Annotated in this window: 10 protein-coding genes; 3 read left to right on the top strand and 7 right to left on the bottom strand. The window is 62.0% G+C overall.

Features of this window, described 5'->3' with window-relative positions; translation table 11 throughout:
• Positions 1–4: 4 nt before the first annotated feature.
• Complete coding sequence (locus Q0677_RS11410; protein WP_298909817.1) at positions 5–1174, bottom strand: hypothetical protein; 1170 nt, start codon at positions 1172–1174, stop codon at positions 5–7.
• 108 nt (positions 1175–1282) lie between these two features.
• Positions 1283–2359, bottom strand: coding sequence for a hypothetical protein (locus Q0677_RS11405; RefSeq protein WP_298909816.1), 1077 nt, complete (start codon positions 2357–2359; stop codon positions 1283–1285).
• Positions 2360–2561: 202 nt separating this feature from the next.
• On the opposite strand from Q0677_RS11405, the gene Q0677_RS11400 reads away from it, so the two are divergent.
• Complete coding sequence (locus Q0677_RS11400) at positions 2562–3842, top strand: acetylornithine deacetylase/succinyl-diaminopimelate desuccinylase family protein (protein ID WP_298909814.1); 1281 nt, start codon at positions 2562–2564, stop codon at positions 3840–3842.
• A gap of 77 nt (positions 3843–3919) precedes the next feature.
• On the opposite strand, the gene Q0677_RS11395 is transcribed toward Q0677_RS11400, so the two are convergent.
• On the bottom strand, positions 3920–6442 hold the full coding sequence (locus tag Q0677_RS11395) for an FtsX-like permease family protein (protein WP_298909812.1): 2523 nt from the start codon (positions 6440–6442) through the stop codon (positions 3920–3922).
• A complete protein-coding gene (locus Q0677_RS11390; RefSeq protein ID WP_298909810.1) occupies positions 6439–7107 on the bottom strand; it encodes an ABC transporter ATP-binding protein in 669 nt (222 codons plus the stop codon). Before Q0677_RS11390 ends, Q0677_RS11395 begins: the two co-directional genes overlap by 4 nt.
• A 78-nt stretch (positions 7108–7185) precedes the next feature.
• Here Q0677_RS11390 and Q0677_RS11385 point away from each other — a divergent pair, with 78 nt between their 5' ends.
• Positions 7186–7788, top strand: coding sequence for an arylesterase (locus Q0677_RS11385; RefSeq protein WP_298909809.1), 603 nt, complete (start codon positions 7186–7188; stop codon positions 7786–7788).
• A gap of 174 nt (positions 7789–7962) precedes the next feature.
• On the top strand, positions 7963–8568 hold the full coding sequence (locus Q0677_RS11380) for a response regulator transcription factor (RefSeq protein WP_298909807.1): 606 nt from the start codon (positions 7963–7965) through the stop codon (positions 8566–8568).
• A 5-nt stretch (positions 8569–8573) separates the two neighbouring features.
• Here the strand turns inward: Q0677_RS11380 and ccoS are convergent, their stop codons facing one another.
• From ccoS to Q0677_RS11365, 3 genes are read right to left on the bottom strand one after another with little or no spacing between them, the layout of a single operon-like run.
• Positions 8574–8735, bottom strand: coding sequence for a cbb3-type cytochrome oxidase assembly protein CcoS (gene ccoS / locus Q0677_RS11375; RefSeq protein WP_298909805.1), 162 nt, complete (start codon positions 8733–8735; stop codon positions 8574–8576).
• Between the two features lie 4 nt (positions 8736–8739).
• Complete coding sequence (locus tag Q0677_RS11370) at positions 8740–10935, bottom strand: heavy metal translocating P-type ATPase (protein WP_298909804.1); 2196 nt, start codon at positions 10933–10935, stop codon at positions 8740–8742.
• 33 nt (positions 10936–10968) lie between these two features.
• Positions 10969–11454: a FixH family protein gene (locus Q0677_RS11365; RefSeq protein ID WP_298909802.1), complete on the bottom strand. Its 486-nt coding sequence runs from the start codon at positions 11452–11454 to the stop codon at positions 10969–10971.
• Positions 11455–11457 lie beyond the last annotated feature (3 nt).

Genomic DNA, 11457 nt, shown 5'->3' with positions numbered 1-11457 from the left:
TAAATCAACGGTAGGACAGAACCCGGCCACCCGGGCTGACAACAAATTTACGTACGTCGTGGAACCCGGCGGGGTTCTTTTCGGCCAGCACCTGAAAGGGGCGCTCGGGCATGATGATGGCGCGTTCCATGCTGGTCGCACCGATGGTCGAGCCCGCGCCCGCAAACGGGTCGAGCGCGAAGACCTGACGTTCGACCTTGCCGAACCAACCGGATTTCTCTTGCTTCACCGATGCGCTTTTCAGCTCCTCTACGGTCCAGGCCAGCGCCCAGTCTTCACCGGGCGGGCTTTTCGCCTGCTCCAACACCTCGCGCAGAGGGCCGGTCTGACGGGTGAAGGTGTGGCTGTACATCGGGCCGACATGGAAGCGGCGCAGGCGTTTAGGGTGCAGGTCGTCGAAATCCTTGTCGAACCCGGTGGCGATGGTCACCAGCTGAAGCCCCGCCATCGACTGCGCCATCAGATGCGACTGAACCTGAGGCCAACGGCGTTCGTCTTTGGGCAGCGCGGTACGGCCGGTGTCTTCCAGCTCCATCAGATAGATGGTGGGCAGGTTCACCTCGCTATCATAGACCGCCCAATGGGCCAGATAGACGCGGCGGGGATCGCGGCCCTCGCCCTTGTTGTGGCGCCAGATCACGTCGGGATGCATCTGCGGCCAGAACAGATCACCGCGCTGAAGCTCTTCGTAATAAAGCCGCTGCGACAGGGCGTATTGCAGCCGTTTCGGGACCGTCAGATCGCCGACGATCTGGCTAACCATCTGGCTTTTCAGGTCCTCGACCGAGGCCATGCCCTTCAGATGCGTGCCCGCCTGCGCGGCGTCCGAGGCCATCTGCAACAGCTCCGCATGGATCGGAAACCCGCTGTCGCGGCGATCAAAGGTTAGCGTCGCCCCGCCCAACCCATAGGCCGTTTCGGACATGTGATACTTGTTCGCCAGCGCCTTGAAGCTGAGACCCAGCTTGATCAGGTAGCGCGCGAGCACATCGACCTCGTCGCGGCTCAGCTTGCCCTCGACCTCCATCTGCCCCGCCACACGGGCCAAATGCGCGGTGATCTTCTCGAATTTCGAGAAGTACCGCCGCGTGATCTGCGTGTCCGTCAGTTCGGCATGGTCGCGCGGGGCGAAACCGGCCGAGGCACGTTCGGAGGTTTTGATGTCGTTCGTCATTACTTCCAATCAAACCGAAAAGGGTGGCGCCTGACCCTGGGTGGGTGCGAAGCGCCCTCCCGTGGGGAGGGTCGGGCGCTGCCCGGCGTGTCCGCCGGGCGAAAGACCTTAGCCCCCATACAGGTTCTTGTCGTGCTTCTCGACGATCTCGGCGAAGCGGCGGGCGAAGCGTTCGTCGGCTTTGGCTTTCTGCTCTAGCACGTCACGGGCAAAGACCATCTGGTCTTCGTGGGCTTCCATCATATCGGCCATGCGCTGGTTCGTCGCCGTGCCAATCGCGGCCATCGCGGCTTGGGCTTCCTTGTCGGTTTCGACGCCAATCTCGTTGATCCGGTGCGCCACATCCTGCTGCTGCGCGGTTTTCAACGACTTGGTCAGCGCATCATACAGCACCACGCGCTGCTTGGTGTCTGTCTGCAGCTTGTTGATCAACACCATCTGCGTCGCGGCTTGGTTTTGCAAGCTGTCGACCCATGTTTTGCCCTTCTCGATATAGCGCTCCAACGTCTGCGATTTGGCGAGCTTCACTTGCTCTTCCTGCACCATCTCGTTGTACTGGCTGTTTAGATCGGCCAGTTCAGTCTCAAGCTGCGTACGTTTGGCGGCGTCCTGTTCGTTGGCGATCTTGTTCTCAAGCTCGATGATCTTGGGGTCCATACCCAGAATCTCGGCGCGCAGGCTTTCCAGCTCGCCTACGGTCATTTCGCGCTCGTCCAGCGTGGTGGACAGGTTCGCGCCCACCTTTTCCTTCTGCTCGTTCAGCATCGCCAGTTGGCCTTCCAGAAGGTTCACGATGCTGTCGGACTGCGCGATCAGCTCTTGCAACTTATCGTCGATGGACGCCGTGCGCATCCGTTCCTGACGCATGCTTTCCGATTTCGCTTTCGAGAAGATGCCCACAAAGCTTTCCCAGCCCGTCTTCGACCGCATCTGGTCGAAATCGGTTGAAAAGCCCGAGGTCACGTCGTCCAGTCCCATGATCAGCTCGGCGATGTTGGCATTCATCGCTTTGGTGTGGGCGTGCACGTCGTCCAGCGTCGCGTTTTCAATGTCGATCGAGATATCTTCGCCGCTGGCCGCTTTCGCACGCGCGGTTTCGATCCGTGTGGTCAGTTCGGAAATTTTGGCCTGCGCCTCTTCAACTTGCGTCTGGCTTTCACGAATCTGCTTATCAAAACTGGACATGTGCCCTCCTTCTATCCACCAAATCTTCGGTCAGGTCTTGTTGCCCGCGCGAAAGATGTTAATCACTGTTACATTAGCATTTAGGTTGAGCTTACCGCGATTTAAAGACCCGCAACAGCGTTTTCCTTCGCGTTTTCGGCGAAATTCGACGGGGGGAAACTCTGCCATTGAGATGCGCGCGTGGGGGGCCTAGGGTCTTGGCATGACCGACAAAATCGACCCACTTCTGACCGAAATCGCGCGGCGTCAGGATGACCTGATCCGGCTGACCCAAGACCTGATCCGCATCCCGACACTGAACCCTCCGGGGCGCGAATATCGCACGATCTGCACCTATATCGCCGAACGCATGGGCGCGCAGGGCTGGACGGTCGAACTTATCCGCGCCGAGGGCACACCGGGGGACAGTGTGGACTATCCCCGCTGGAACGTGATTTGCCGCCACGAGGGCGAAACCCCGGGAGACTGTGTGCATTTCAACAGCCACCATGATGTGGTCGAGGTGGGTCACGGCTGGACCAAGGACCCGTTTGGCGGCGAATTGGAAGACGGCAAGGTCTATGGGCGCGGAGCATGCGATATGAAGGGCGGACTGGCGGCGTCGATCATCGCAGCCGAGGCGTTTGTGGCACTTTATCCCGACCATGCGGGTGCGGTGGAAATCAGCGCCACAGCCGACGAGGAATCCGGCGGCTATGGCGGTGTCGCCTATCTGGCCGAGAAGGGCTATTTCAACCCGGACCGCGTACAGCATGTGATCATCCCGGAACCCCTAAACAAAGACCGCATCTGTCTGGGCCATCGCGGGGTCTGGTGGGCTGAAATCGAAACCAAGGGGCGGATTGCCCACGGTTCCATGCCGTTCCTTGGCGACAGCGCCATTCGCCACATGGGCGCAGTGCTGGAGGAAATGGAACGCCACCTGTTCCCGCTTCTGGCCACCAAGCACACGGATATGCCCGTTGTGCCCGAAGGTGCGAAGCAATCGACGCTGAACATCAACTCGATCCACGGTGGCGAGCCAGAGCAAGACCCCGGCTTCACCGGCCTACCCGCGCCCTGTGTGGCCGACCGCTGCCGCATCGTGATCGACCGACGTTTTCTGATGGAAGAGGACATCACCGAGGTGAAGGCCGAGGTCAGCCGGATGCTGGAAGCGATCCGCGCCGAACGTCCCAATTTCGAGTACGAAATCCGCGACATGCACGAGGTCATCCCAACGATGACCGACAAGGACGCGCCTGTGGTGACCTCGACCGCGGCGGCGATCGAGAAGGTGCTGGGTGCGCAGCCGTCTTATGTGGTCAGCCCGGGCACCTATGACCAGAAGCATATCGACCGGATCGGTAAGCTGAAGAACTGCATCGCCTATGGGCCGGGCATTCTGGATTTGGCGCATCAGCCTGACGAATGGGTCGGTGTGCAGGACATGATCGATAGTGCGGGTGTGATGGCTTTGGTGTTGAAAGAGCTGCTGGGGTAAAGGGGGCGCTGCCCCCGCCTGACCGGACGATGTCCGCTCAGGCTCCCCCGGGATATATATGACAAGAAAATGCGGGGTTATTCACGGGCGCGCAGGACGCGGGCGGGTTTCGCGGATAGCGGGCGGTAGGCGAAGAAAAGACCCGCGAGGACGGTGGCGAGGACGCCGCCAGACACGATCGCAAGGGCATTGGGCAGGTCAAACGCGAAGCTTTCTTCCATGATGTAGTGGGTCACGGCCCAGCCAGCGATGCCGCCAGCGACCACGGCCACCAGACCAGCAGCGGCACCCAAAACGGCCGAACGGATGGCGAAGTTCACAAGGATGCCTGCGCGGGTTGCGCCGAGGGTCTTCAGGATCGCCGCCTCGTAGGTGCGGGCACGTTCCCCCGCAGCGGCGGCGCCCATGAGCACCACAAACCCGGTGACCAACGTGGCGAGCGCACCATAAGTGATGGCGGCAGACACCTGCCCCATCAGCCCCGTGATCTGGGTGATCGCATCACGGACCGAGATCAGGGTGATGTTCGGGTGGGCATTGCCGAGGTCTCGTAGGATTGCGGCCTCGCCTTCCTGCTTGGAATAAATCGTGGCGATATAGCTGTGCGGTGCCCCGGCCAACGCCGAGGGGTTCATGGTCAGGATAAAGCCCATGCCCGCTTGGCTGAAATCCACCTCGCGCAGTGATGTGATTTCACCGGTGATATCGCGGCCCAGAATGTTGATGGTCAACTGGTCTCCGATGCCGATCCCCATCTCGCGTGCTTCTTCGGCGGCGAAACTGATTTGGGGCGGGCCCTGGTAGTCTTCGGGCCACCATTCGCCCTCGACCACCGTCGTGCGGGTGGGCTGGGCAGAATAGGTCAACCCCCGATCACCCCGGATGACCCAGTGACCGCCGGCCACCTCGCGCGCGGGGCGGTCGTTGATCTGGGTGATCACGCCGCGTAGCATGGGGGCGGTGTCGATACGACTGACGAAGGGATCGCCGTCTAGGCGGGCTTTGACGGCGTCGATCTGGTCGGGCTGGATGTCTACGACAAAGAAGCTGGGGGCGACGTCCGGCAGGTCTCGCGAGATCGCTCCGCGCAGGTTGTTGTCGATCTGCCCGACGGCGGCCAGTACCGCCAGCCCAAGACCAAGCGATAGGACCACCGCCCCAGCCTCGCCCCCCGGGCCGCCGACAGCGGTGAAGGCCATGCGCAGTGTCGGCACACGACGCAAGATCTGGCGGTGGCCCAGCCAGCGGGCGGCGTATTTCACGGCGATGCCCGTCAGGACCAGCGTGGCGAAGGCACCGCCAAGGCCAATGAAGCTCCACATTGCCAAGGGCGCCATGCCCGAGAACCGCGCGGCCACCCAGACCAGCAGCGCCAGAATGGCGACGCAGAGCCCGATGAACAGCGGACGCGGCAGGCGGTTTGAACCAAGGGCCGCGTCGCGGAACAGATCCGCGGCTTTGACCTCTTCCGTGCGGGCGAGCGGCCAGAGGGTGAAGAGGAGCGCCGCAAGGACACCGTACAGCGCGGCCTCGGCCAGAGGGCGGGGATAGACGGTCAGCTCGGCCGACACGGGTAGCGATTGCGCGATGACGGGGACCAGAAGTGCCGGGATCAACGCACCAAGGATCACGCCCAGCGTAAGGCCCAGAAGGGTCAGGATGCCGATCTGAAGGAAATAGGTCAGGAAGATCACACGGCGTTCGGCGCCAAGCGCGCGCAGGATCGCGATGGTGCCGGTTTTTTCGTCCAGATAAGACCGGATCGCGGCGGAGATACCGACACCTCCGACGGCCAACCCAGCCAGTCCGACCAACACAAGAAACGCACCCAGACGGTCGATCAGGCGGCGCATCCCGGGCGCGCCGTCGCGGGCGTCTTGCCACCGCGCGCCGTTGGGCTCGAGATCCGGCATCAGCGCACCATAGGCGGGGCCGATACCGCCTTCCGGCAGGCGCAGGCGATAGTGGCTGTCAAACAGCGTGCCTTCGGAAAGCAGGCTAGATCCCTCCAGCGCCGAGCGCCGCAGGATCGAGCGTGGGCCAAGGCCGAACCCGCCGGTGGCGTTGTCCGGTTCGCTGACCAGCTCGGCCATCAGGACGAAGGGGATTTCGCCCAGCATCAGGCTGTCTCCGACCTGAAGCCCCAGACGGTCAATCAGCAGATCATCCATAACGATCCCCGGCTGCCCGTTCATACCGTCCAGCGCCGTCGCCATCGGCATGGGTGGATCCAATTTCGCCGTGCCATAGAGCGGATAGGCGTCATCGACGGCCTTCACCTGTGTCAAGGCGCGCTCCTCGCCCAGCACGATCATCGATCGGAAATCCGCGACAACGGATACATCTTCGGCCGCGTCAGTGATCATGGCCAACTCGGCCTCATCGGCAAAGCGATAGGTGAAGGAAATCGAGGCATCGCCCCCCAACAGCACCGCGCCTTGGCTGGAGAGCCCCGCGCGCAACGCCTCGCGCACCGAACCGACGGCGGCGATGGCGGCGACACCCAGGATCAGGCAGGCAAGGAAGATGCGGAAGCCCTTGATCCCGCCGCGCAGCTCGCGCCGGGTTAGGCGCCACGCCATTGCTACATTCTGGATCATGCAAGCCGCCCGTCTTGGATATGAACCACGCGGTCGCAGCGCTCGGCCAGTTCGGACGCGTGGGTGACAAGAATCAGGGTCGAGCCATGACGGTCGCGCAGGCCAAACAGAAGATCCATGATCGCCGCCCCGGTCGCCCCGTCCAGATTGCCGGTAGGTTCGTCGGCCAGCAGGATTTCGGGACGGGGGGCCGCGGCGCGGGCAAGCGCGACACGCTGCTGTTCGCCGCCAGACATCTGGCTGGGATAGTGATGCAGACGATGGGACAGGCCTACGGCTTCAAGCTCTTGCGTGGCGCGGTCGAACGCGTCGGATACGCCCGCCAGTTCCAAAGGGGTCGCGACGTTTTCCACTGCGGTCATTGTGGGGATCAGGTGGAAGGATTGAAACACCACCCCCATGTGGTCGCGCCGGAACCGCGCCAACCGGTCTTCATTCATCGCGCCAAGGTCTTGACCCAGCGCATGAACGGCCCCACCTGTGGCCTGATCCAACCCGCCCATCAGCATCAGAAGCGAGGATTTTCCCGAGCCGGACGGCCCGGTAAGCCCCACGGTCTCGCCGGTGGTCACATTTAGGTCAATGCCCTTGAGGATCTCGGTCCGGCCTGCATTATTGCCAAGCGTCAGGCGCACGTCGCGCAGGGAAAGAACCGGGGTCGTCATGGGGCGGACCTTCTTTAGGAGAATGGCATGATATCAGCTGCATATGGGGTTTTCGCCCGCGGTCTCAAGGGGCTTTTCGTGACAGTTTTCATGACCAGCGCCGCGCAAGCGGAAACCACCAAGATTTTGGCGCTGGGGGACAGCCTGACTGCGGGCTATGGCCTGCCGCAGGGTGAAGGCTTCGTTCCCCAACTGGAAGCCGCGCTGATCCAGCAAGGTCTGGACGTCCAAGTGGTCAATGCGGGCGTATCCGGGGACACCTCAGCCGGAGGAGCCGCGCGCCTTGGCTGGATCCTGACAGATGACATCGACGTCGCGATGGTTGCGCTTGGCGGCAACGACATGCTGCGCGGGATCTCGCCGGAAGAAACGCGGCGCAATCTTGCCTCGATCCTGACCGAGCTGCAGGACAAGGGCATCCCCACCCTGCTGATTGGCGTACTGGCCTCCTCCAATTTCGGCGAAGGCTATCGCGCTGATTTCGCGCAGGTTTTCCCGGATCTTGCGCAGGAATTCAGCGTCGATCTGTTCCCGAACTTCTTGGAAGGCATTGCCTCGGCCGGGTCATTTGCCGACGCGCGGCGCTTGTATCTTCAGGCAGACGGGTTGCACCCGAACCCGCAAGGCGTCGCCCTGATTGTGGACAAAATAGTCCCTTCTGTGGTATCCTTAGTGCGATAATTCACTGACTGCGCACGTGCTTGGCGCACGTAAATTCGCGGTTTTTCTGACGGGCGATCCGCATAACTCCTAATTTTCGAGACACCTATGCGGGTCTTGTTGGCATTGCCAGTACAGCGACCCGTTATGGCAGGTCGGGCCATTCTTGCCGCTGCCAAGGGGCGGAGCGCCGCTATGAAACTATTGTTTGCCACAGACGATCCTGCACTCCGGCGCACGGTGCTTGCTGCCGCAGGCATTTGCGACATTCCGACCCCATCCGGGTTTGACACCATGCAGCGCGCCTTGGACGCACTTGGAAAAGCGCCAGGGTATGATTGTGCCATCATCGACTATCGGCTTCCCGATCTCGGAGGTCTGAAGACCATCGAAAAACTGTGTCGGCGCGACAAACGTTTGGCGGTCGCACTGTTGCTGCCCGAGAAAGAAGTGGATCTGCTTAGGCAGGCGCTTCGCACGGGGGCGTGTGCGGGGGCGCCGGTCGAGATCTCGGAAACCGCGTTGGCCAGCATCCTGACCTTGATCGGCGAAGATCTTGGCCTGATGGTCTATCCCATCGCGCACAAGCCAAACCTTGATCGGGGCGAGACCGGTCTGTCGCGGCGCGAGATGCAGATTCTGGACAGCCTGTGCGCAGGCCGTCAGAACAAAGAAATCGCCCATATGTTTGGCATTCAGGAAGTCACCGTGAAGATGCATATGCGGTCGATCATCACCAAGCTGGGCGCGAAAAACCGCACCCATGCCGCGATGATCGCGCTGCGCAATGGGATTGTTTGACCCGCTTACTCTTCAGGCGGCTTGTCGTCCCACCGATCGCTGAGAATACGCTGACCATCCCCATCGGGATCGTCATATTGTTCCGTCTTCAAGGTCCAGAAGAACGCAGCCAGACCCAGCCCGCCAAGCAGCAGGGAAATCGGGATCAGGTAGACAAGGACGTTCATCGGCTTAGCCTTTCTTCAGACGCAAAGCGTTCAACGATACTGTCACCGACGAGGTCGACATGGCAAGGGCTGCTGCCAAAGGCGTCGCGAAGCCCATCAAGGCCACGGGAATGGCGATGGCGTTATAGCCCGCGGCGATCGCGAAGTTTTCCTTGATCCGGCGGGTGGCCGATTTGGACATGTCGATCGCGCCCGAGAGCGGCTCCATCGATTTGCCCAGCAGCACGATGTCCGAGACCACGCGAGCAGCTTCAAGCGCAGAAGCGGGCGAGATCGAGACGTGCGCTGCGGCCAGTGCCGCCGTGTCGTTCAGGCCGTCGCCAACCATCAGCACCTTGCGGCCCGACTTGCCCAAACGGGCTACGAACTCGGCCTTGTCTTCAGGCAGTGTGTCGGCCTGCCAATCCTCGATGCCCACGCGGCCAGCGATGTCGGCCACGGCGGCGGGTACGTCGCCTGAAATCAACGTGACGCCCATGCCTTTGGCTTTCAGGGCGGTGATCGCCTCTTCCACACCGGGGCGCAGCGCATCAGTGAAGGTGAAGGCCACAGGCTTGGCGCCCGAGATCGACAGATACGTCGCCGTCTGCCCCACCGCATTGGCCCCCAGCCATTCGGCGCGACCAAGGCGGACGGTTTTGCCGTTCCACTGCCCTTCGATGCCCTTGCCCGGAACCTCGGTCACTTGCGCCACTTCGGCGGGTTGCACGCCAGCGGCGCGGGCGGCTTGGGTCAGGGATTGCGCCAGCGGGTGGCTCGATCCTTCGGCCAGAGCCAACGCCACTTGCAGGTCGCGGTCCTTGTGACGGGTCAACGCATCCAGTGCGGGCTTGCCCTCGGTCAGGGTGCCGGTCTTGTCGAACACGACGTGATCAACCTCGGCTAGACGCTCCATCGCGGTGGCGGATTTCAACAGCATCCCTTGCTTGAACAACCGGCCTGAGGCTGCGGTGGTCACAGCGGGCACAGCAAGGCCCAACGCACAGGGACAGGTGATGATCAGCGTAGCCACGGCGATGTTCATCGACATGCGCCAGTCGCCGGAATACCAGAACCAGAACAGGAAGGCTGCGAAAGACAGAAGGTGCACGACCGGCGCATAGACGGCTGCAGCCTTGTCCGCGAGCGACGTATAGCGGTTGCGCGCCGTTTCCGCGATGGCGACCAGATCGGCCATCCGGTGCAGCGAGCTGTCACGCCCAGCAGCCGTCACGCGCACGGTCAGGGGGCCAGTCAAGTTGACTTCACCCGCCGACACGATGCTGTCCGGTGATGCAGCCACAGGCAGGCTTTCCCCAGTCAGAAGCGAGCGGTCCAATTCGCTTTCGCCGCCCGTGACGATGCCATCCACAGGCACACGCGATCCCGGCACGACGCGTACAATGTGACCCGGCTCCAACTCGGACACGGGCACTTGTTCATCGGCCTGGCCGTCCACCACCCGCAACGCGCGCGGGACTTCCAAGGCAGCCAGTTCTTCAGCGGCCGAACGCGCTACAGCGCGGGTGCGATAGTCCAGATAGCGGCCTGCCAGCAGGAAGAAGGTCAGCGACAGGGCGGCGTCGAAGTAAGCGTGTGCTCCCGAGTGCATCGTCTCGTAGATCGACATGCCCAGCGCCAGAAGGATCGCCAGCGAGATCGGCACGTCCATGTTCAGACGGCGCACCCGAAGGGCCGACCATGCGGACTTGAAGAACACCTGGCTTGAAAAGCCGACGGTCGGAATGGCGATGCCCGCACTGATCCAGTGGAACAGATCACGCGTGGCGTCCGTGGCGCCTGACCAGACCGCGACGCTCAGCAGCATCACGTTCATCATTGCAAAGCCCGACACGCCAAGACGCATCAGAAGGTCTTTGCCGTGCTTATCCGTGGCGGTTGCCTTTAGCTGCCCTGGGTCCAGTTCGTAGGCTTCAAACCCGATGCCGGTCAGATAGTCCGCCAGCGTCTGTGCCTCGACATCCTGATCCACATCCACGACGGCGCGCTTCAAGGTCAGGTTCACGCGTGCAGCGCGCACACCGTCCTGCTTGGCCAGACCACGTTCAACGCCAGCAATACAGGCCGCGCAATAAATCTGGGGCAGCGACAGCATGATCCGCTTCGCTTCCATTCCATTGCCGCGATAGCCCTTGCCCGCTTGCTCTTCCGCAAGGGGGGCAGCGTCACAGGCCGGACAGGCAGAGATCGGAGCAGCCATGATGTATTCCTTGTTCGCGCGTCAGATGAAAGCCTAGTTGGCCTTCAGATAGATCGGGATCCGCTGCTGAAAGCTGGTGCCGTCTTCCGCCACCGCATTCATCCGCAGGTTCCAGTTGCCCTCGCCCAGCTGGCCCACCTGCGCGACATAGGCGCCGGTCGAGCTTTGGGTGAACTCGGTCTCTTGATCTTCGTTCACATGGGTCGCCCGGCCCAGAAGGCCGTAAAGCGACGTGACGGTCACGGGGGCGCCGTTCACGTCCTTGATGTCCAGTACCAGTGTCTCGCCCTCGATCCGGGCAGCGACGTCCCAGCCAAGCCCCTCTTGAGCTTCACGCTGGGCGTCAAACTTCTGGCTGGCCACATACGAGTTCTTGGTCTCGAGCCCGGGGAATGTCCCCACGGCCGAATAGGCCATGAAAACATTCACTGCGATGATGATCGAGAAAGCCGTAACCACGATGGCCAGCACATGCTTGCCCGTCAGTTCGAACTCTTTCTTCTCGGTTTTCTCACCCATGGC

Origin of the sequence: uncultured Aliiroseovarius sp. (genome assembly GCF_947492455.1) — a bacterium.
GTDB lineage: Bacteria > Pseudomonadota > Alphaproteobacteria > Rhodobacterales > Rhodobacteraceae > Aliiroseovarius.
The sequence above is the reverse complement of the archived record's forward strand: the minus strand, read 5'-3'. Positions and strand labels throughout refer to the sequence as shown.